Source organism: Mycobacterium sp. IDUB_17, from assembly GCF_055419465.1.
On the sequence record NZ_JBVAXS010000002.1, the window covers coordinates 233,814 to 254,615 of the forward strand.

General features: G+C 63.8%; 21 protein-coding genes. 14 read left to right on the top strand and 7 right to left on the bottom strand.

The window, feature by feature from the left end; translation table 11 throughout:
• Positions 1 to 24: 24 nt before the first annotated feature.
• Entirely contained in the window at positions 25 to 642 is a 618-nt protein-coding gene (locus ACZYZ7_RS08265; RefSeq protein WP_463740623.1) for a helix-turn-helix domain-containing protein, read from the top strand.
• A 93-nt stretch (positions 643 to 735) separates the two neighbouring features.
• The gene (locus ACZYZ7_RS08270) at positions 736 to 1,590 is read left to right on the top strand and encodes a class I SAM-dependent methyltransferase (protein ID WP_463740624.1); all 855 of its coding nucleotides are present in this window, start codon (positions 736 to 738) and stop codon (positions 1,588 to 1,590) included.
• A gap of 237 nt (positions 1,591 to 1,827) precedes the next feature.
• Here ACZYZ7_RS08270 and ACZYZ7_RS08275 read toward each other — a convergent pair whose 3' ends face one another.
• Complete coding sequence (locus ACZYZ7_RS08275; protein WP_463740625.1) at positions 1,828 to 4,077, bottom strand: S9 family peptidase; 2,250 nt, start codon at positions 4,075 to 4,077, stop codon at positions 1,828 to 1,830.
• A gap of 223 nt (positions 4,078 to 4,300) precedes the next feature.
• Between ACZYZ7_RS08275 and mraY the strand changes: the two genes are divergently transcribed.
• Positions 4,301 to 5,380, top strand: coding sequence for a phospho-N-acetylmuramoyl-pentapeptide-transferase (mraY, locus tag ACZYZ7_RS08280; protein ID WP_463740626.1), 1,080 nt, complete (start codon positions 4,301 to 4,303; stop codon positions 5,378 to 5,380).
• 24 nt (positions 5,381 to 5,404) lie between these two features.
• Here mraY and ACZYZ7_RS08285 read toward each other — a convergent pair whose 3' ends face one another.
• Positions 5,405 to 5,878 carry a hypothetical protein gene (locus ACZYZ7_RS08285; RefSeq protein WP_463740627.1) on the bottom strand — a complete coding sequence of 158 codons (474 nt, stop codon included), beginning with the start codon at positions 5,876 to 5,878 and terminating at the stop codon, positions 5,405 to 5,407.
• Between the two features lie 267 nt (positions 5,879 to 6,145).
• Positions 6,146 to 6,802, bottom strand: coding sequence for a MerR family transcriptional regulator (locus ACZYZ7_RS08290; RefSeq protein ID WP_463740628.1), 657 nt, complete (start codon positions 6,800 to 6,802; stop codon positions 6,146 to 6,148).
• A gap of 89 nt (positions 6,803 to 6,891) precedes the next feature.
• Between ACZYZ7_RS08290 and ACZYZ7_RS08295 the strand changes: the two genes are divergently transcribed.
• From ACZYZ7_RS08295 to ACZYZ7_RS08330, 8 genes are all read left to right on the top strand, one after another.
• Positions 6,892 to 7,446, top strand: a complete 555-nt coding sequence (locus tag ACZYZ7_RS08295) for a DUF4188 domain-containing protein (RefSeq protein ID WP_463740629.1) — start codon at positions 6,892 to 6,894, stop codon at positions 7,444 to 7,446.
• 840 nt (positions 7,447 to 8,286) lie between these two features.
• Positions 8,287 to 8,676 carry a hypothetical protein gene (locus tag ACZYZ7_RS08300; RefSeq protein ID WP_463740630.1) on the top strand — a complete coding sequence of 130 codons (390 nt, stop codon included), beginning with the start codon at positions 8,287 to 8,289 and terminating at the stop codon, positions 8,674 to 8,676.
• A 612-nt stretch (positions 8,677 to 9,288) separates the two neighbouring features.
• A complete protein-coding gene (locus ACZYZ7_RS08305; RefSeq protein WP_450069572.1) occupies positions 9,289 to 10,080 on the top strand; it encodes an alpha/beta fold hydrolase in 792 nt (263 codons plus the stop codon).
• A gap of 128 nt (positions 10,081 to 10,208) precedes the next feature.
• Positions 10,209 to 10,796: a GrpB family protein gene (locus tag ACZYZ7_RS08310; RefSeq protein ID WP_463740631.1), complete on the top strand. Its 588-nt coding sequence runs from the start codon at positions 10,209 to 10,211 to the stop codon at positions 10,794 to 10,796.
• Positions 10,797 to 11,088: 292 nt separating this feature from the next.
• Positions 11,089 to 11,823 carry a GntR family transcriptional regulator gene (locus tag ACZYZ7_RS08315; protein WP_463740632.1) on the top strand — a complete coding sequence of 245 codons (735 nt, stop codon included), beginning with the start codon at positions 11,089 to 11,091 and terminating at the stop codon, positions 11,821 to 11,823.
• Positions 11,824 to 11,838: 15 nt separating this feature from the next.
• On the top strand, positions 11,839 to 12,132 hold the full coding sequence (locus ACZYZ7_RS08320; RefSeq protein ID WP_463740633.1) for a sigma-70 family RNA polymerase sigma factor: 294 nt from the start codon (positions 11,839 to 11,841) through the stop codon (positions 12,130 to 12,132).
• A 138-nt stretch (positions 12,133 to 12,270) separates the two neighbouring features.
• Positions 12,271 to 13,533, top strand: a complete 1,263-nt coding sequence (locus ACZYZ7_RS08325; RefSeq protein WP_463741051.1) for a COG4705 family protein — start codon at positions 12,271 to 12,273, stop codon at positions 13,531 to 13,533.
• A 196-nt stretch (positions 13,534 to 13,729) separates the two neighbouring features.
• A complete protein-coding gene (locus tag ACZYZ7_RS08330) occupies positions 13,730 to 15,109 on the top strand; it encodes a HAMP domain-containing sensor histidine kinase (protein ID WP_450069751.1) in 1,380 nt (459 codons plus the stop codon).
• On the opposite strand, the gene ACZYZ7_RS08335 is transcribed toward ACZYZ7_RS08330, so the two are convergent.
• Positions 15,070 to 15,747 carry a response regulator transcription factor gene (locus tag ACZYZ7_RS08335; protein ID WP_450069568.1) on the bottom strand — a complete coding sequence of 226 codons (678 nt, stop codon included), beginning with the start codon at positions 15,745 to 15,747 and terminating at the stop codon, positions 15,070 to 15,072. The two genes, ACZYZ7_RS08330 and ACZYZ7_RS08335, sit on opposite strands and share 40 nt — an antisense overlap.
• Positions 15,748 to 15,781: 34 nt before the next feature.
• Positions 15,782 to 15,952 (bottom strand): hypothetical protein, encoded by a 171-nt coding sequence (locus ACZYZ7_RS08340; RefSeq protein WP_463740634.1) that lies wholly within the window; start codon positions 15,950 to 15,952, stop codon positions 15,782 to 15,784.
• Positions 15,953 to 16,192: 240 nt separating this feature from the next.
• On the opposite strand from ACZYZ7_RS08340, the gene ACZYZ7_RS08345 reads away from it, so the two are divergent.
• Positions 16,193 to 16,807, top strand: a complete 615-nt coding sequence (locus tag ACZYZ7_RS08345) for a cadmium resistance transporter (RefSeq protein WP_463740635.1) — start codon at positions 16,193 to 16,195, stop codon at positions 16,805 to 16,807.
• Here the strand turns inward: ACZYZ7_RS08345 and ACZYZ7_RS08350 are convergent.
• Positions 16,715 to 17,404: a 2-thiouracil desulfurase family protein gene (locus ACZYZ7_RS08350; RefSeq protein ID WP_463740636.1), complete on the bottom strand. Its 690-nt coding sequence runs from the start codon at positions 17,402 to 17,404 to the stop codon at positions 16,715 to 16,717. The two genes, ACZYZ7_RS08345 and ACZYZ7_RS08350, sit on opposite strands and share 93 nt — an antisense overlap.
• Positions 17,405 to 17,550: 146 nt before the next feature.
• Between ACZYZ7_RS08350 and ACZYZ7_RS08355 the strand changes: the two genes are divergently transcribed.
• Positions 17,551 to 18,192, top strand: a complete 642-nt coding sequence (locus ACZYZ7_RS08355; protein ID WP_463740637.1) for a TetR/AcrR family transcriptional regulator — start codon at positions 17,551 to 17,553, stop codon at positions 18,190 to 18,192.
• Here ACZYZ7_RS08355 and ACZYZ7_RS08360 read toward each other — a convergent pair.
• Positions 18,189 to 19,148, bottom strand: coding sequence for a winged helix-turn-helix transcriptional regulator (locus tag ACZYZ7_RS08360; protein ID WP_463740638.1), 960 nt, complete (start codon positions 19,146 to 19,148; stop codon positions 18,189 to 18,191). The genes ACZYZ7_RS08355 and ACZYZ7_RS08360 overlap by 4 nt on opposite strands.
• Here ACZYZ7_RS08360 and ACZYZ7_RS08365 point away from each other — a divergent pair.
• Positions 19,149 to 20,802: PE-PPE domain-containing protein (locus ACZYZ7_RS08365; RefSeq protein WP_463740639.1), on the top strand; the 1,654-nt coding region annotated here is incomplete at its 3' end.

Here is a 20,802-nt window from a genome sequence, read left to right on the forward strand (position 1 = left end):
CGATATCGACATATGATCATGCCTATGACGCAAGAAAGTGGTGATCTGGACAGCCTGGTGCGCAAACGCATTCGCGCTCTGCGTGTTGCGCAGGGCTGGTCCTTGGATGAGTTGGCCACCCGGGCACGACTTAGTCCGTCGTCGCTTAGTCGCATCGAGACGGGCTCACGACGCCTCGCCTTGGACCAACTTGTCACGATCGCTCGAGCGCTGGACACTTCGCTGGACCAGTTGGTCGAAACCGAGGCCGACGACGTGATCTCTCACCCGACGGTCGATGCGGCCCACGGGGTAATGCGGTGGCCGATCAAGGCGAATTCCGGCATGACCGTGGTACGCATGCGCATGACGAACCCGCCCCCGGAGAATCCCGCACGCATGCGGGCTCACCCGGGGCAAGAGTGGCTCGTTGTCCTGTCCGGCACCGCGGTGCTCATGCTCGGCCACCGTCGTTTACGGGTGGAGACCAACGAGGCCGCCGAGTTTCCCACCATGCTGCCGCACGCGATCGGCGCCGAGGGTGGACCGTGTGAGATCTTGGGCATCTTCGACCGCGACGCCCGCCGGGCGCACCAATCCGATAAGGAGACGACCGCGGGGGACAACGGCCAGGGTGATCGGATCGCCCGCTCGTATTCCTGACTACTTGCGCATCTGTCGGCTCGAGCAACCTTCGCCTTGCTGATTGCGCAAGACGTGGTGCATGAAGCGCATGCCTCGACTTACCGTCGACGCATGACGTTATCCGCGCATGACCGCGGCGCTCACGGCGCAGATCGGTGTGGGGTCCAGGACCAGGCGGAAATCCTCGACCTCGACGCGGAACTACTCGCCGAGCACACCGCATCCATCGCCGCTTGGCTGCCCGTCAACGTGAGCCCTCACCAGATCCTGGATTTGGGCTGCGGCACCGGCGCAGGCACCTTCGCCCTGCTCGCACGTTTTCCTGAGGCGCACGTGACCGCCGTGGACTCCTCGGTCAGTCACCTGCGGCGCGTGCGAGAAAGGGCCTGCGAAGCTGGAGTGGCCGACCGCGTAAGCACCGTTCAGGCCGATCTCAACGCGACATGGCCGGACCTCGGCGAACCGGACTTGGTGTGGGCGTCGGCCGCCCTGCACCACATGGCCGATCCCGACGACACTTTGCGCCGGGTCGATGACACTCTCGCCCCCGGCGGACTCTTCGCCGTTGTCGAACTCGCCGGCTTCCCCCGGTTTCTGCCCGATGATGCCCCGATGGGCCAGCCTGGCCTAGAGAAGCGCTGCCACAACGTGATTGACCGCCGCCACGCCGGCCAATTACCCCACCGGGGTGCCGACTGGGGGCCCAGGCTCACCGCTGCCGGATTCTCCGTCGAAGTTGAACGCACGATCACCGTCAACATCGAGCACTCCCGATCCGAGGCGGTAGGCCGCTACGCACTCCACAGTCTCCGCGGTATGCGCAGGGCCGCGGCCGACGCGCTCTCGGTCGATGACCTCATTGCGATGGATCAGCTGCTCGACATCGAAGGCCCACACAGCATCCTGGGTCGCGATGACCTTGCGGTACGCACTGAGCGCGCCGTGTGGGTCGCACGCCGCACGTGATCGTCGACAGACTGCGTTTCTACCCGGCGGGGCTATGCCGCCGCCGTGCTTTCGACGCACTTGACGGGAATCAGGTTCCTCCGCAACAGGAGTCGAACACTTCACCGACACCGACGCACGATCCCGACCGTCGTCACTGCCGGAGCCGGTACACCCGCAGCAACGGCTAGAAACAGTACGGTGTCGCGCATCTGGTCAAGTTGGTGCGCATTAAAACGACTGAAGACCGTGCGCGGTTTAACCCCCTAGGGTCGGCAGCGGCAACGGCGTGAGCCGGTAGCCCGGCGGCTCGGTGCCGTGCAGGTGCCGGACGAAATAGTCCCAGGTGCGGCGCAGGAAGTAGTGCTGCCGGCCAAGCAGTGCGTGTTCGGCTCCGGGGATCATGATCAGGTCGAAATCTTTGTCCTCCTTGATAAGAGCGTCGACCAGCCGCATCGTCATGTAGGGGTGCGCGTTGTCGTCGAGTTCGCCGTGGATGAGCAGCAGTTTGCCCCTCAGATTGGCGGCCAGGGTGGTGTTCGAGATGGCGCGCTTGCCGTCCTCGCTCACATCACCGTGGTAGTGCTCGGCCCACATGGCCAGGTTGACGGCGTTGTCGTGGTTGCCGGACGTCGCGACGGCCACGTGATAGGACTCCGGGTACATCAGCACCGCGCGGGCTGCGGCGAACGCGCCCGCCGACTGCCCGGTGATACCGACCCGGCCGGTGTCCAACCACGAGTGACGGTGACCCAGTTCTCGGATCGCGGCGATGTGGTCGTCGAGGGCTCCGGCGTTGCCGAGGTCTCCGTAGGAGTGATCGTGAAAAGCCTTGCTGCGCCCGGCCGTACCCCGCCCGTCGATGGCGATGGCCGCGAACCCGAGTGCCGCGAATGCCTCGGGCTCACCCTGGTGCGGCGGGTCGAAGGACGGTCCGGCGCGGTAAACCTGGGGCCCCGGATAGATGTGTTCGACTATCGGGTAGCGCTGCTGGGGGTCGAAGCCGTGGGGGCGCCACAGCAGACCGTAGATCGGGGTCTTGCCGTCCGCGCCGGTGACCCGGAACCGTTCCGGTGGCTGCCACCCGAGGGCCTCCAGTGCGGCGGTGTCAGGGGATTCGAGTTCCACGAGTTCGTTTCCGTCACCGTCGAGGACGACCGAACGCGGCGGCACGCTCGGCGACGATGCCCGATCGACAAGGTAGCCACCGTCGGGCGGACTCACCGGGTCGTGGTCCAGGTCGTCGTCGGTGAGCCGGGTGAACCCGGCACCGTCCAGGTCGATCCGGCAGATCTGCCGCAAATAGGGATCGTGTTCGACGAGACCGGCCGCGACGAACCACAATTGCCTGCGGTCTTCGTCGACCCACAGCAGCGCGCGAACGAGCCACTGCCCCTCGGTGATCCGGGTGACCTCCCGGCCGTCGGCCGAGTAGAGATAGAGATGGCCCCAACCGTCACGTTGGGACCACCACACGATCTCGCCGGACTTCAGCACCCGCACCAGGTGCGGCTCACCCAGCTGTGGTGCAGGGTCGACGCGGGTTTCACCGGTCTCGCTAATGACGGTGCTCACCTCTCCGGTGGCGGGGTCGAGACGGCGCAGTTCCAAGGTGCGTGCGTCGCGTGAGTGGTGCAGGAAGTGCACCGTGTTCTCGTCTGTCCACCACGCGTACACCAGGGCGGTGTTGTGCATGATCGGCGTGGGCTCGGTCTGCTGGGGAATGACCTTCCGTTCGGCCACATCCAGCACGTTCCACGTCATGGTCGCCACCGCGTCTTCGCCGGGCATGGTGTACCGGGTGCGATGTTCGACGGGCCGGCCGCCGTCGGCCGGGGCCGACTCGACGAGGACCAGCTCCGGGAGATCCCGTTGGTCGATGCGCTGCACGAGGATTCGGGTCGAGTCGGGTGACCAGTGCAGGATCGTCAACGGCGGCAGGCCGACTGCCCGCATCAGCGCGCGACCTCCGGTCGTATCGGGCAAGCCACCGTAGTCGAACAGCGGTTCGGCGTCCTCGGTGAGCGCGAATTCCGGCTCCCCTGGGCGCCGGACCCAGATATCGCCGTCACGCCGGAACGCCACCCAGGCCTCGTCGGGCGACGGCGCCTCGCCGGGCGCGGGCGGCGCCGCCGCGCCGATGCTCAGGCCCGCATCGTCGGACCACTGCCACCGCTCGCCGAACGCGGTGAACCGCACGGTGGCGTCATCGCGGATGTCGACGGCGGTGATCGGCAGGTCGGTCCCCTCCGCAGCATGACCGGAGGCAGCCGACAGCGCCGATGCCAGCCTGGCATGGTCGAAGGCATCCTGACGGCTTTTGTCCGCGAGGTTCACCATGAGGTGGCGCGTGCCGATCCGGTACCAGAACCTGGCGCCGTCGGCGAGCCACTGTGGCTGCAGTGAGCTGCCCGGCACCTTGCGCGCACGATAGGGAGCGAGCATCTGCTCGGCGCGGGCGTAGTCGGAATCTGTCAGCGTCGTGGGTTCATGCGTCACGACATCCATGTCACACCCGGACGTTGCGGCATGGTCAAGCCCCGGGTTGACCCCGCTGAACATGGGCGCGGTGTCGACGGCCACTGCGGTGCCTGTGCTGATACATCGCCAACGGCGTCGTCGCTGCGGTGATGTCCAAGGGGCTCCGGCATACTGGCCTGGTGGGGGCTTGGAGTTCGATGCGGTGCAGACGACCTCGCTCGAACTGGGCGCGAGAGACCTGCAACGGTCTATGACGCAGATACTCCTCGCCGCGGGCATGGCCCTGGTGGTCGGCCTTCTGCTGACTCCCGTGTTGATCCGGGTGTTCACCCGGCTGGGGCTAGGCCAGCCGATCCGCGACGAAGCCCCGAAAAGCCATCAGCGCAAACGGGGCACGCCGACGATGGGCGGTCTGGCGATCCTCACCGCGATCTGGGCAAGCTACCTGGGTACCACCCTGGTCGGGCTCGCACTCGGTGGTGAGGGCCCGACGGCATCAGGACTACTCGTCCTCGGATTGGCCACCGCACTAGGTGCGGTCGGCTTCGCCGACGACTACACCAAGCTGCGGCGCGCCCGCAACCTCGGCTTGAACAAGAGAGCCAAGAGCGCAGGACAGCTCATCGCAGCAGTCCTCTTTGGCACGCTCGCCCTCCATTTCCGCAACGCCGACGGTCTCACCCCAGGCAGCGCTGAGCTGTCCTACGTCCGGGACATCGCCGCATTCACACTGCCGCCCGTGGTGTTCGTGCTGTTCTGCATCATCGTCGTCTCTGCGTGGTCGAATGCCGTCAACCTCACAGACGGCCTCGACGGGCTCGCCGCAGGTGCCATGGCAATGGTGACCGCCGCTTACGTCCTGATCACCTTCTGGCAGTTCCGAAACACATGTGCCGTCGTCCCCGGACCCGGCTGCTACCAAGTCCGTGACCCTCTCGACCTAGCCCTTGTCGCCGCCGCGACCGCCGGCGCCTGCATCGGATTCCTATGGTGGAACGCCGCACCCGCCAAAATCATCATGGGTGACACGGGTTCCCTGGCGCTGGGCGGCATCATTGCCGGGCTATCGGTGACCAGCCGCACCGAGATCCTGGCCATCATCCTGGGCGCCCTGTTCGTTGCCGAGGTGACGTCGGTCGTCATCCAGGTAATTTCGTTCCGCACTACCGGCCGAAGGGTCTTCCGAAATTCCCCGCTGCACCACCACTTCGAGTTGATGGGTTGGCCAGAGACCACACTGACCATTCGGTTCTGGCTGATCACCGCCATCGCCTGCGGACTCGGAATCGCGCTCTTCTACAGCGAATGGCTGACGGCTACCGGCGCCTGAGCCCTGACGATCCCGTTTGCAGTATCAGTCGGTGCGGACGGTTTGGCTGAACCACTCACCGTGCTCCGACCAGCTGACGCGGACAAGGACCTCAAATGCGTCGGGATCGACCGCCTTGTCTTGGGCGCTTCGGGTAACCCTGTCTGCACCGAAGGAAATCGGCTGATTGGATCCTTCGTGGACGCAGAAGTTCACGTAGAACGGCGATTCCGACGATGAGGACAGCCGATCGGCGCGATAGGGCGGAACGCTCTGCGCTGTGCCGACAACTTGGTCGAACACCGTGACGCTGACCTCTTGTGCGGTGTCATCCCCGACATTGGCGACGTACGCATGGCGGGAGTCGGTGTCCCATCGACCGGCCTGCCAGCTCACCCCCGGCCCGCGCGGTCGGGCGGTTGAAGTCCATTCCGCTTGCTGCTTGGACCTCCATTTGGAGGCGATGAACAAGAGCAGCAGGAGGGCGGCCACCGTGAAGATCGCCAGCAGGATGACCACAGGGGCTGGGTCCCTCACGGAGTCATCCCAGTGGCAAGAACCAGTACTTCAGCTGGCAGAGGCCACCTAGGAGCGAGCGACAGGAGGGAACCCGCCGCAAGATGCACCGACACTGATGCGACCACTCTCGCAGTGCCCACACACCGATCGTAAGCCGCATGCCAACCTCGGTGATACCCCGTACAAGAGAGGACCAGGAGTGTCTCACCAGAAGTGACGGCGTGTTGGATGTCGTTGCTCTCACCCACATCTGGGAAGCGCTGCAATTTAGATCGTAGTTTCCGTCACGGCGGGATGGTTGCCACTGAATCTGAGGGCACTGTGGTGTTCGTGTCCAAGCCGCCGCAGGCAAAGGAGCAACTGGCCAAACACCAGCTCGCCTACCACCATGCGCTGCGCCACCGCATCGCGGTCCTCGGTGGGATCTGCATCGCCCAGCCGGCTGACCTCATATGCCGCGAGTGCGTCGATGAGACCGAGATATGTTGCCGCGTTTGGTAAGTCGAGCGGCCAATCGAAATCTCTAAGTACCCCGAGGAGAACAGAAAGCTGACCGAGGGCAGGAGAATCCGGGCGCGCATGTGTCCAACCGGCTTGTTTGACCACCTGGTCGGCGAGTGCATTCGCCTGTCCGCTCAGGGCATCCGTTGGGCGCGCCAGTGCGTCATAGGCTGCACCGAAGACCTGATGCATTGAAAGCGACTCGTCCTGCACCGCATCGACGATTTCCTTCAGGTCTGCCACCGAGACTGCGCCGACCTCGCGCAGCGCACGCAGCAGTCGCAGCCGGGCCACGTGATGGTCGGAATATTCCGCACGCCGTTCGCTTACCTTGTTTCCGGGTGGCAGTAGGCCTTCACGCAGGTAGTACTTGATCGTCGCTACGGATACACCGGACCGCTCGGCGAGTTCAGAGATCCGCACTTGGCACCTTTCCGTAGGGTTGACAGCAGCCAGTGGATAGTTCCACTATCTCTAACTAGATACTTCCGCTATCTAGTTTAGGAGGCGCGATGACTCAAACCTCAATTCCGCGCGCGTTTCGCGACGCCCTGCACCGTGTCCCCAAGGGTGTGCTGGCGGGCGCGAGCGTCGCGGACGTAGGCGACGACGAGGTGGTGGTGTTCCTGATAGGAGCGCGAGTGCACCGCTGGCGCAAGGTCCGTAGCTGGTTTCCCACCTTCATTGCGATGCCCAGGATGCTGATCCAGCTGGCGAAGAATCCTGAGCTTGGTCTCCTCCATGCCAAGACGTACCGGTCAGGCCGCGACGTCATCGTTGTCCAATACTGGCGCAGCGTCGAAGATCTGGGCCGGTTCGCCAAGGATCCCGCACTTGCCCATGCGCCGGCCTGGGCGGCATTCAACCGTGACGCAGCCGGCACCGGTGACATAGGAATTTGGCACGAAACCTATCGGGTGCCCGCCGACGGCATCGAAACCCGTTACGGCAACCTGGCCCCATTCGGTTTGGGCAAGGCGATCGGGGTGCGCGGGCGGTTAGGAGCACCCCGCAACAGCACACACCAGAAAATGAACGAAACCGACTCGGAGTACATCGACATCTGACGATGGGCGAGAGGAGCTGTCGCAACGCCCACAAGGGGATCTTGACGCGATCTAGAGCGATCCCGATCCTCGCCGGTGATCCCGACACTGGCTTCGGCGTGGAGCAGCTTTAGTGAAGGCCCCTACTTTGCACGAGGTAGCACGTCATGTTCGGATTATGTTGAACATCAGTGACATTGAACGGGTACCCGTACGGCATCAACACACCCTTGGTGTCGAGGTCGTGCTGCTTCTGCACGTTGTCGCGTTCAACCGCGTCAGCGGCGCGTAGGCGAGCGGCAACCGCTTCCACTCCGGTCCCAAAGCAGTGCGATCCCTCTGAGGTGAGCTCCTGGATCGGATCGTCAGCCTTCTGAGTGTGGTTCTCCGGAGTGGCTGGCGCCGAGGGATTTTCGGCAGGAGGTGTCGTGGACGTACCTGCGCACCCGACGAGCGAAAGTAGCAGCCAGGCCGCACTCGCTGTGATGGTCAATCGATTCATGTCGCGAATCTATCCACGGGCATGTGGAATCGCCGTTGAGCTTGCCTCGTGTCGGGTGGCTTTCTCGACCGCGGGCCCGCATAACGCGGCGATGCGGTCGCCGACGATTCGCGGATCCGACGCCGCGGCCTCTGCTCACTGATCACACACCGACATCGGGGCCTTCGAAGAGATATCGATCAGCTGACCGTCGGCGTCGACGCCTGAACGCATGGATATTTGGCGAAACAGAGACCCAAGGGCCAAGCGAATCCGACATCAAGCGGGCCAAATTGCGTGAGCCGTCATTGAAGGCCGAGAGTGCCGCCATCGTGAAATTGGTGTCTGAACAGCGCCGATGGTGACCTTATGGTCGAAGGATGGCAACCACCCTGCGCGTGAATCCGCCTGTGCTGCGAAACGTTTCTGCCGACGAGAAGTCGGTGGCTGCCGCCGCACCTAATTGCTGGAGACGCGTGATCGGGGTGTTCGGGCTGTTGATGCTGGCCGCTGTGATGGCCGGGTGCGGGACAGTGGTGAGAGATCTGATGTCGCCGCAACAGTCCCGCGCGCAGGTGATGGACATCGGCAAGGGGTTGGTCCGGGATTTGGGGTTGCAGGGCAATCTGGTGAGGACGACGTTCACCTACGAATCCTGCACGGACAACAACAAGGGCCCGTTTAGGGGCAAGCTCGTGTTGGTGTTCTGGATGCCAGGGGCCGACCGGTCCACTCCGGTGGGTCCGGAGACGATAATTGCCGCGCTGTAGCAGCACGGATGGCAGGGCGACCCGGACTTTCACTCGCACAGCACCGCGACTTTGACGAAGAACGACGTGAAGGCGGAGGTGGAGTTGATGTACGTCATGCCATTGGACGCTCACGCGCGTGTCACACTCTACGGCCAATGCCGCGACACTTTCGATCACTCGAAAGACCCATTCGATCGTGGCGACGTCACGGCTGAGTTGGAATCGCCCTAGCGTCCGCCGGATCCGGATCGGCGACGGGCCTAGCAAGATAGGGGTACTCAGGCCGCTGCGGGCCGTTGGTGTTCTTGGTGGATGAATGTGGCGATTGTGTTGCAGCCCAATCGGTTTTGCCGCGCACGCCTGGCATCCGGATTCGGTGGGCACTGAGATAGGCGAGGGGGTCCCTTGGGCCGGTAAGAGTCGGTGGGCGATCGTCGATTGCGCGGGTGGCTCGAATTCCAGCGAGCGTGGATGCTTCGCTCGCTTGCCTGTTTGCCCTCGGGGTTGGTGGCGCCGCGATGACTTACTGAGATAGGCTAATCAATCTTCGATAGATTGCTGGTTAGGGCAGTTCGGCAGCGACAGTCGCGAAGCGTCGTCGCGCGGCTTTGAGCGGGAAAGGGTGGCCTAGTGAGCTCGATCGAAACAGTCATCACCGAAGACGGTGTGACGATTGGTTGTCATACCGCAGGGCAAGGGCCGCCTCTACTGCTCGTGCACGGCGGGGGCGGCGATCATTCACGGTGGACGCACATTCTTGGCCGGCTCAATGAGCGCTTTACCACCTACGCGATGGATCGCCGGGGGCGAGGTGCGAGCAGCGACGGCATCGGCATGTACGACATCGAAACTGAATTCGACGACATCGCAGCTGTCATCAACGCGATCGGTAGCCCCGTCGACGTCCTCGCCCACTCATACGGCGCGTTGTGCACGTTGGAGGCGGCCCTGAGGACGCCGCATGTTCGACGCCTCGCGCTATATGAGCCGCCGCTGCCCGTCGGTGTCGACTTCTATCCGGCGGGTTTCGTCGAACACCTCAGCGCGTTGCTCGATGCTGGCGATCGAGACGGATTGGTAGCCGCGATGTTCACCCAAACCGGCACGCGAGCAAGCGATTTAGCGACATTGCGAGATCTTCCCGCTTGGCGCAGGCGAGTCGACGCTGCGCACACGATTCCGCGTGAGATGCAGGCGATATCCGGGATCTACCAACCAGACTTCGACAGATTCGCGAGCGTTGCCGCACCGGTGCTGCTGCTCGTCGGTAGCGACAGTCCGCAGCCATTAAAACTCGGCACTGAACGCCTGCACACAGTACTGCCGGACGTCCGGGAAGTGGTCCTGAACGGTCAGGCACATTTTGCGATGGATACCGCCCCCGACATGTTCCTGCGCGAGATACTCACATTCTTCGAATGAACTACCGATTGACCGCGCAGACACAACATTCGGGCCATGCGAGAGCCTTGCAGGTCTGCCGGTGAGTTGGGACACGGGGCGCTGGGGACCTGGACCAGCAAGAGATGCCGACGGTTCTAGGGGAGTCGATGCCTGCGTCGAGCGGTGCCCCTCGATCAGAGGAGAAGGAATTGTCGGCCAGTGAGAGCGGTCCGCCGGCTTGGGCCACCGAACCGGTCTATCTCGCCGATGCCGATCCTGCGTGGGCACTGCGCGGCGAGCAGGAACGCGGCCAACTGGAAGTGCTATTGGCACCGTGGCTGATCGCCCGGGTCGAGCATGTCGGCTCCACGTCGATACCCGGTCTCGCTGCCAAACCAATCATTGACTTGCAAGCGCTCGTAGCTGACCTGGTGGATCCGCAACAGCTGGTCGCAGCGCTGCAACCGCATGGCTGGCACTACGTGGATCCCGACCTGGACCGGCGCCCCTGGCGACGATTCTTCGTCAAAGTCACGGGAGGCAGGCGCAGTGCCCACCTGCACGTCATGACGCCCGACAGTCCGCGCTGGCACCAGCAGCTCATCTTCCGCGACGCGCTACGCGCAAACCCGGTCCTGGTCGCGCAGTATGCCGCGCTGAAACGGGCCCTCGCATCCGAACATTCCGACGATCGCGAGGCCTACTCGACGGCCAAAGCAGATTTCGTCGCATCGGTCCTCACCGGCGCTTCGTAGCTCGATCGCAGCTGTACGCGACGGGTGAGTGGAGTGAGCTGTTGGACAACCGCACGGTTTCAGTTTTGCCGGTTTCAAATGGAGAAATCCGCTGCCAGATCATATGGAGCCCGCTGAACCCGCAGGTCAGGGTGCTATTGCCGGCGGAGTTCTAGAAGGCGAGCGACTCGCCGTGGGTTGTCATTCTCGATGGGGATGAATGCTCCTCGCGTGCCGCCGGTCAGGCGCGGTTCAGCCCGCACCCAGGGTCCCGGTGTATATGTGGAATCTGATCTGTATACAAGGAGAGAAGATGGCATACCAGAATGCCGCCGGACGGGTGGCTGCACGGCTGCGGTCGGAGATTCTGCAGGGTGACATCTGCCCGGGCACGAGACTTTCCCAGCAGAGCATCGCCGAACAGTTCGGGGTAAGCCGCATTCCGGTGCGTGATGCGCTCCAAACCCTCGCGGGCGAGGGGCTCGTACAGCCGTCGTCAAACGCGAGTGCGGTGGTGACCGGGCTGTCGGTCGCAGAACTGCAGGAAATCTACGAGTTGCGGGAGGCGATCGAGCCGCTTGCCACTCACCTCGCCGTATCGAATGTCGGTCGCGCCGACTTACTCACGATGCGCAAGCAGCTGAAGATCATGGAAGAGCACTCGGATACGCGGACGTGGCTGGCTGCCAATACCGAGTTTCACGCCGCGGTCTATCGACGTGCGGGCCGTCCACGGATGATTGAGCTTGTCGAGCAGTTGAGACGTCTCGGTGATCGCTATATGTACGTCCACCTTGAGGTCCTGGGTAAGACCGAACACCTGGCATCCGAACACCTGGAAATTCTCGCCGCAGTCGAGAAGGGTGACGCCGCCTTGGCCGCCCGGCTAACCCGGGAGCACCTGGCGACATCGCACCATTTCATCCTCAATTATCTGCTGGAGATTCAGGCCACGGCCGGCGACGAGGATGTGTTGATCGGTCTGCACGCCGGCCGTCATTCGGACACCGGACCCGAGCCGGCGACACCGCTTGGCGCAACACCGTGAAGGCCGTAGGCCGTCATGACCACCGGCGGTGAGAGCGGCCAACAGAGGCGCAACGATGCGTCCCGAGCCGACCGGATGGGAACGGCGTTCGATCGCACCCTCGTCAGCGAAGCCATGAAGCAGATGTCCCCGTCGCATCGTGCGGTGATTCGCGAGGCGTATTACAGGGGGCGGATGACCGGGCACATAGCCACCGAGCGGAATGTCAGCGACGCCGTCGTGAAGGACGAGTTGCACACAGCCTTGTCTGCACTCCATTTGACGTTGTTGGCGATGGCTGAGCAACGCGGCGCCCCACAGCATGAGTAGTCAGCGCGTGATCGTGCCGATCAGCCGGGTCGCCCGTCACGTCCCGTCGAAGTCGACACCATCCCGCGAGTTCGATCCTCAACTCTTGACATTTGCTCCTCAGCGAGCGTTCAGCTAGCGGTCGGTACGTTGCCGGTCGTGACGGAGACGACGAGAAATGGGACCGGCAGGGCCACGCGTGTAATGGTGAGTAAGGTCCCCGAAATCACCGTGTGGTTCTGGGTGATCAAGATTCTCTGCACCACCGTTGGTGAGAGCTTCGCCGACTGGATCAATATGTCGCTGGGCGTCGGATTGATCGCCACTGCGCTGATTTTCACGGTCGTGCTTGCCGCTGTCCTGATATGGCAGCTGCGGCTCGAACGGTATGTGCCCTTTGTCTATTGGCTGACGGTCGTGGTGCTCAGCGTCGCAGGCACGCTCTACACCGACATCCTCACCGACACCTTCGCGGTGCCGCTCGCGGTGAGTACGAGTGTCGTCGCCGGCGCGCTCGCCGTGGTCTTCGCGGTGTGGTTCGCGCGGGAACGGACCCTGTCGATCCACAGCATCGTCACCACGCCTCGCGAATTGTTCTATTGGCTTGCGGTCCTCGTTACCTTCGCGCTGGGCACGGCGGTCGGCGATTGGGTACTGCAGCTGACCGGCTGGGGACCTGGCGTCTCGGTCCTGTTGCCTGCCGCCTTGATCGGTGCCGTCCTCGTCGGCTGGCGATGCGGTGCAAACAGCGTGCTGTCCTTCTGGCTCGCCTACATTCTGACCCGGCCGCTGGGCGCCAATTTGGGCGACTGGTTCGCCACTCCGACAACCGAACACGGCCTCGGTCTGGGTACTGCGCTAACCAGCGTGATTTTTCTGGCAGCAATCGCCGCTACTGTCCTGTATCTGACGCGCAGCAGGGTCGATGTCATCGCGGCGACTGCGCAGACAGGATTGAAGCCCCCGACAGTCTCACGTCCGGCCCGTGAGCACGCGATGCTCGGCTACTTCGGGGTGGTGGCCGCGGTCACCGGCGCGCTTCTCGTCTGGGCGGCCGGGCAGCCGCACCAAACGGCCGCTGCCGGCGAAGAGGACGCGAATGCCTCCACGTCGGTCGCGGCACTGTCGCCCGAACAGGTCACTGCGCATTTCCCGGCGGCGGACATCGCAACATTTCGCACCATCGCTCAGGACACGCTGACGAAGCTGCGGGCTGGAGATCAGACCGGCGCGACCGTACGGATCAAGGATCTCGAAACCGCTTGGGACGAACGTCAAGGCGCCCTGCAGCCGATGGATGTTGACACCTGGACGGGACTGGACGGCCAGATCGACGGTGTTCTCACCGCTTTGCGAGCGGCCCAACCCGATCCCGCGACTGAGAAGCAATCGCTTGACGCCCTACTGGCATCTTTGAGCTGAGCGTGACGAGAACTATCCCCATGTGGTCGGGAGTTGAGGCAGGCAGCTACCGGCACGTGTCGGCGTAATTTGTTCGTGGGGCTCCGGCCTGGGCCGTTGCTGCCAGTCGGGCAACGACGGCGGGCAATCTACTCTGACAATTGGTGAGGCTATGGATACAGGGTCGGAGGCGACTGACCGTCGGGCACTGCTGGCGATGCTGAGACGATGGCGCGGCTGGTTCGGTGGAATCGCAGTGCGATCGGGGGCGGTGGCGGCGATCGTGGTGTTGGCCGGTCTGGTGGTCGTGGGGTCGGTCTCGGCGGTATTGCTCTACCGATTTATGTGCGCCGATGTCGATAACGCCGCCGTCGCACGCGCGCAGGCGGTGGCCGATGTGCTGCGAAAAGAACCGCCTGATGAAGTGGAGTCGGTGCTGATGGACACCGATCACCGGATCGTGGCCGTGCAGATCGTCGACACCACCGGAACTGTGGTGCGCCGGTCGGATGCAGCGCCTAAGACGCCGTTGATTCCCTTGCAAGGCAATGATTCCCGCGTCGGGATCTTGGCAACTGATGATGACGATGTGCGAGTCAGCACTGTCCCGGCCACCTCCCGCGAAGGTGGCCCGTACACGGTATTGGTGGGCGGGGGCATCGAGCCGATCGAACTGATGATGTCCACTGTCGCGCGGATGCTCGCGATCACCGCCCCGATCGTCGCTGCGGTCGCCGCGATCGTCACCTATCTGTTGGTGCGCCGGTCGCTGCGGTCGGTGGAGGCCATCCGGTCGCGGGTGTCTGAGATCAGTGCGTCCGATCTCGCTGAGCGGGTGCCGGTCTCGGGTAGATCGGATGAGATTTCGGCGTTGGCGGTGACGATGAATGAAATGCTGTCCCGCATCGAAGCCGGCAATGCCGCGCAACGCAGATTTGTCGGGGACGCGTCCCACGAATTGCGCAGTCCCTTGGCCACGGTGGTGTCCGCCTTGGAGATCGGGGCCACGCATCCCGATGCCTTGGACAGAACCTTGCTCACCACAGCGCTGCTGCCCGAGGCACGCCGGATGCAGTCGTTGGTCGAGAACCTGTTGCTGCTGGCCCGCGCCGATGAGCACGGGCTACCGCTACGCCGCGTCGAGGTTGACCTCGACGATCTGGCCACCGCCGAGGTGGCGCGACTCAAACGCGAAACCACACTGCGGATTACGGCTCAGCTGTCGGCGGTGAAGGCCAGCGTCGATCCCGACGGCTTTGTGCGGGTGCTGCGCAACCTCGCCGACAATGCCGCACGCCACGCCGCCACCGAAGTGACCGTCGTAGTCCGTGCCGAAGGGAACAACGCGGTGGTGCAGGTGATCGATGATGGGCCGGGAATCCCGGCCGCCCAGCGCGACAAGGTCTTTGAGCGATTTATCCGATTGGATTCCGACCGTTCCCGCCGCGGCGGCGGCACCGGCCTGGGATTGGCGATCGTCGCCGAGATTGTGGCCGCACACGATGGCAGCGTGACCATCAGTGACCGCGAGGCCATCGGGGGAACAGTAGTGACGGTTCAGTTGCCGTTGGCGAATTCGCCAGATTCCAGCCGGTAGCCCGCGCCACGCAGGGTGGTGATCGTGTGCGCGCCGACCTTGCGCCGCAGATAGCCGATATACACCTCCACCACGTTGTCGGGGCCGTCGTAGTGGCTGTCCCACACGTTGTGCAGGATGTCGGTTTTGGTGAGCACAGTGTCCTTGTGGCGCAACAGATATGCCAGCAGAGCGAATTCTCGCGGGGTCAGTGACACCGGCTCTCCAGCCCGGTGCACGACACGGCGTGCCGGATCGAGTGAGATCTCCCCGGCGGTCAGCACCACCGGGCGTTGCGGGGCGCCCCGGCGGATCAGGGCTCGTAAGCGGGCGGTGAGCACGATGAACGAGAAGGGTTTGGTCAGGTAGTCATCGGCGCCCAGGTCGAAGGCATCGGTCTGGTCGTAATCGCCGTCCTTGGCGGTCAGCATCAGCACGGGGGTCCACGTGCGCTCCGCGCGCATCTTGCGCAGCACCTCGTAACCGTTGAGGCCGGGCAGCATGATGTCGAGCACAATCACGTCGAACTGCTCGTGGGTGGCCTGCCACAAGCCCTCGACACCGTCGGCGACGGCAACCACGACGAACCCTTCCGCGCGCAAGCCGGCGGTGATCGTTTCGGCCAGGCTTGGCTCGTCTTCGATCAACAGCACTCTCACCTGGTCAGCCTGTCACAGGTCACCGGGCCGCCCATCAGTTGCCGCGCGGCACTACCTCGACAGTGTCGGCGGGATTCTGGTGCTCGCCGACCGATGCCGCCGGTGCGTGTGGTGCCCGTTCTTGGGCCTCTGTGACCGTCACCGCCGCTGCTACCAGCATCAACGCACCGATGATCAGGTTTACCGCTTCTCGTCGGGCAGTCACGTCCATCAACACCTTTCACGGAGGTTTCGGCCGCTCATGTGGAGCGGCAATCGGTATACCTCAGGCTGGCAGTGGGTGGCTGTGAGAACGCTGAGCCTTGATGTGAAGCGTTTCCTGGCGAAGCCGTGACCCGAGGCATCGGGAGGTGTCGTCCGCGATCGACAATCGAAACCCGCAACGGTGGTGGGCGCGACTCCCCGTAATATCCTCGCCGATGAACGCCGGGCTTGGAAACGCGACATGAGCCTGGCCACCATCGCCCAGGCGATCGGCGCCTTCGTTGTGACCAACATCGATGACATCGTGGTACTTGCGGTGTTCTTTGGTCAGGTGCCAGGCCATCGCGGGGCAGCGATGCGGGTGATCGTCGGTCAGTACCTCGGCTTCGGCGCAATTCTGGCGGTGTCGATCAGCGGCGCCCTACTCGGCGCCACACTGCTACCCCCAGCTGTGCTTCCGTACTTTGGGCTGCTGCCAATCATGTTGGGGCTCAGGTCCGCCTGGGTTTCATGGCGCCATGGTCGCGACACCGAAACGCCAGATGCCCAAGCTCCGTCGCCACCTTCGGCGCCGGGGATTTGGCAAGTCGCGGCGGTCACCTTCGCCAACGGCGGAGACAACATCGGTGTCTATGTACCGATCTTCGCCGCCACAACCATCGGCAGTGTCGCCGCATACGTCGTCGTTTTTCTCCTCGGCGTTGCGGTGTGGTGCGCGGCCGGGCGATACCTCGCCTCCCGCCCGATCATCGCCGAGGCGCTCTCACGCTGGGGCCACATCATCCTGCCCGTCGCACTCATCGCCATCGGGACCACCATCCTCGTCGAAGGCGGCGCATTCGGGCTTTCGCTGTAGCGGTGGTTGTTCGATAGCTTGCGAAGTCCACTGCGGTCGCACGCGGAGTCGAGTCGGAGGGGTCCGGACCGGGGTCTCGACGGTGCTGTCACCCGACCGTTCTTCAACGTGGATGCCGCGGCGGCGTAGTTCGGCCGCAACGACGCCATCGCCAGGCTGGAGGGCGCCGGAATGCGTTCCGTCGTAGATCGATCCGCAACCACATGACGGGCTGCGTGCTTGCAGGATGGCGCGCCGCGCACCCTTTTCGATGGCGGTGTCGGCAACTGCCTTGGCCCCGGCGATGAAAGCGTCGGTGAGATCGTCCCCGTGCACAGAGACCACCCGCGCACGCCCGTCGAGCACGTCATGGCCGTCGCCGCCGACGATCTCCGCTGCAGGCCGCGGGGTGGGAAGTCCGCCGAGCACTTCGGCGCAGAGCGGCAACGCCTCCCCAGCGGAAACGGCATCGATCACGTCTCTGTCGGGCCGAGCCCGCCCGTCGTATCGGCAAGGGATTCCACTCAGGCACGCGCTGACGATCGTCACCGACCGATCTGACCCTTCGTCGCCTTCCAGCACTGCAGTCGACCTCCGCTTCCTCGCCGCCGGGTGCACCCTGCCACACGGCGTCGGACGGTGTATTTGGGCCTACCCGATCGATGATCCCGCGGTTGTGAAGTCTTGGCGAGGAGTACCGGATCTCGGAGTTCGGATCCTGTGGCGAGTGCGGCTGGGATGGCTGCCGGCGATACCATCAATGCGTGAAGCGCCGAACTCCGCAGCGTGAGCACGAACCGCTGCCGCGCGGGCTCCACAAACTCTCCCGCGACGAGGTGGTCACATCGCAACGCGGCCGCTTGCTCGTGGCTGCCACCGAGATTGCCGCCGAAAAGGGTTACGCTGCAACATCAGTTGCCGACATCCTGAAGCGGGCCAAAGTTTCCCGACTCACCTTCTATGAAATGTTCGACAACAAGGAGGCGTGCTTCATCGCTGCCTACGACCATGTCGCCACGGAAGTATCCCGCGGGGTCGGTGACGAGTTCAGCGCAGCGGGGGAACCCATGGAGCTCGTGGGCCGTGCGATCAAGTCCTATCTGCACGCGCTGGCGCGCGACCCCGAGTTGTCAAGGTTCTTTCTGATCGAATCGCATGCCGTGGGGCCGGTACTGACTGCGCGCCGGTTCGCCACCAATCGCGCGATCGCGGAGCTGATTGCCTCAAACTTCGGCGCATCGACAGAACGGCAGCGGGCGGTGTGCGAGGGATTTGTCGGAGCGATCGTGGCGCTCGTCTCCTCGCGCCTGATGACGGATGGACCGTCAGCCATTCTCGCCCTCTACGACCCGATCATGGATCTCGCGGGACCGATCTTGACGGTACTGCCCGAACTGGCCGGCTAGTTCGACGTCGGAAGGCCGAACACGGCGGCCATCCGGCTCAGCGCATCGCGGTCGCCGCTGAAAATTACCGAGCCCTCGGCCGCGGCACGCGGCGCCGGCTGCAGGCCAGCCCCGAGCGCCAGCAGCGAATACAGGTCAGTCGCCAGGATCACCGCAGCGTCCTCGGCAAGGCCCAGATGCATCTCGATAGCGCCGTCCGACACCCGCGCATGGAACGTCTGCTCGCCCACGCGGAACTCATAGGTCTCGTAAAGACCTTGCGCAGCAACGCTATTGAAGGTCGACCTGACGGCACCCAGAATTCCGCAGTCGCCGCCCACTGCATCGAAGTTGGGCCCAAGGAGCGCGACCGCACGCTCGGCGGCCCGCATGTCGCCGGTCAGCCGGGCCAGGTCGCATGCCACTGCCTCTTCCACTACGGTCACCGACGCCCCCAGCGCCAGGAAAGTGCCGACGTCGGATTCCATGCTGAAGGCAGGATCGTGGGCCGGCCCGTGGCCCGCGCGGGCGGTCCCGTCGTCAATTCGGATATGGAACACATCCTCGCCAATGCGGTACTCGTACGTCTCGCACAGATGCCGCGCCAGCGCCGGCCTAAAGGATGCTTCCAGGCATTGCAGCAACCAGGCCAGACGAAACCGGTTGCCGGGTTTGAGCCCTAACATGAGCATTCCCCAGCCATCGAGTTCATCGACGACGGGCCGCAAGGCCTGGCCCAGATCCGTCAGTTCATACACCGACGCGGCGGACGGCGCCGGAAGTCTGACCTGCCGGATTACCCCGCATTCCCGAAGGTTTCGGAGTCTGTCGGTGAGCATGCTCGGGGCGATGCCAGGCAGTGCCGACTGAAGATCGGTGAATCTGCGGGGACCGGCCAACAAATCCCGCACGATCAGGATCGTCCAACGCGACCCGATCACCTCCAGCGCACGGGCTGACGGCGCCGACTCCAACACGTGGCTGCGCTTCATTGCTGCCCCACTTCGTTTTTCAGTAGTGGATCGCGGTACTTGATTCGTTCGAACAACGTTGCGGCCCTGAATATCTCCCGTCCCGCAGGGCGAAAGCACCACTTCTTCCCGAACTATAGACAGCAGTGTTTATATTTGTGCAGACTTCGGCCAGAAATGGGGGAACCAGCCCCCGGACGGTTCACACCGGCACTAGAAGGGTCGAACATGCGCACAATCCGCGGGCTTCTCATTGCCCTCATCGCCGTGGTGGGGACTGTTGTCCTCACAGTGGCATCGGCCGCTACGACGCTGATCCAGCTGACCGCGACCACCGCGCTGATCATGGGTGGTACCGGGATGAAAACTCCCAGCCAGTCGTTCAGCAACGCCGTGAATGACGCCTATCTGCATCTGCCCGACCCGGACTTCAAGTGGGTGCAGACTCCTGAGCACTTTTGGCCGGCAACGGGTCCAAACGACATGACGTTTGGTGAGTCGGTGGCTCTGGGGGTGCTCAGCCTGGACAACGACATCCGGACCACACCGGGGAAGAAGGTGGTGGTCGGCTACTCCCAGAGCGGGACCATTGCCACCCGCGAGAAGCGGCATCTTGACTATCTACGTTCACAGGGCGCCACCGGTCTGCCGTCGCCGGACGATCTGTCATTTCTGTTGCTCGCCAATCCGAACCGGCCCAACGGCGGAATTCTGGCGCGATTCCCGGGTCTCTACGTCCCCATCCTCGACGTCATGTTCGACGGCGCGACCCCCGACGACGAATACAAGACGATCGACGTGGCCCGCGAGTACGACCTGATTGCTGACTTCCCCGAATACCCGCTGAACCTGCTGGCCGACATCAACGCCTTCATGGGGTACTTCCAGCTGCATCCCTACTACGGGCCGGACCAGGTCAATCTCGACGATCCGAGCACCTACGAGTCGTACACCCAAGGGAATACGACCTACTACCGGGTGCGCACCCAGAACCTCCCGATCTTGCAGCCTCTGCGTGATCTTGGCGTTCACCCTGCACTGATCCATCTGATCGAGCCGGTGCTGCGCACCTTGATCGAACTCGGTTACGACCGCACGCCCGAGAACATGGGCGTGCCTACCAGCGCCAAACTGTTTCGCCACATCGACCTCAAGAAACTCGCGGCCGACCTCGATGCCGCGATCCAGAAGGGCGTCAACGACGCGCTCAACGATTTGGGCATCAAGCGACCGCAGGAGCCCGAGAAGCCCGCACCGGCCGAGCCCAAGACGAGCGAACCCAAAACGAGCGAGTTGAAAACCAGCGAGCCCAAGACGAGCGAGCTGAAAACCACCGAGCCCAAAGCCGCGAAGGAACCCAAGCCCGTCGCCGATCCGAGCACCACTACGGCCGATGCCCCCTCGGCCAAGGCCGAGACGACGCCGAAACCGGAAACGCCCCTCCTGCAGCCGGTCCCGGCGGATGTGCTGCCGGGCACGGACGCGGAACTGGAAGCAACCGCAACGACGACGACGGTGTCTGTCACGGCCCCCTCGGCATCCGCCGCCCCCAAGGATGAGCCATCCACGACAGCGCCAGTGCGTACCGACGCGGGCACCGCTGGAGAAAACGTCGATGCCGCCCCAGCCAAGCCGGCGTCAGCCAAGCCGGACGGCGCCG